Here is a 258-nt window from a genome sequence, read left to right as displayed (position 1 = left end):
CTCCTGGATGATCGCAAAATCGGGGCTTTTTTTCTGCATGTTCAGCAGTTGGGAAGTGGCATCCAGCGCTTTCAGGTCGACGATCTGTTCGTCCACCACGTCGACGCCGATGGAAGCGGCGTAGGCTTTGGCGTCAGCGATCGGAGACTTGCCGAACGGCGTATCGTTGTAGATTAGCGCCAGCTTGGGATTGCCGCTGCCTTTCCAGTTGTCCTTGAACCACTTGATCGCTACCTTCGCCTGATCGGAGTAGGTTGC

1 protein-coding gene is annotated in these 258 nt (G+C 55.8%); it reads right to left on the bottom strand.

The window, feature by feature from the left end:
• Positions 1 to 258: ABC transporter substrate-binding protein (locus MXD62_RS09015; RefSeq protein ID WP_248828919.1), on the bottom strand; the 258-nt coding region annotated here is incomplete at both ends.

The organism is Frankia sp. Mgl5, assembly GCF_023242985.1.
Classification (GTDB): Bacteria; Actinomycetota; Actinomycetes; order Frankiales; family Frankiaceae; genus Parafrankia; species Parafrankia soli.
The sequence above is the reverse complement of the archived record's forward strand: the minus strand, read 5'-3'. Positions and strand labels throughout refer to the sequence as shown.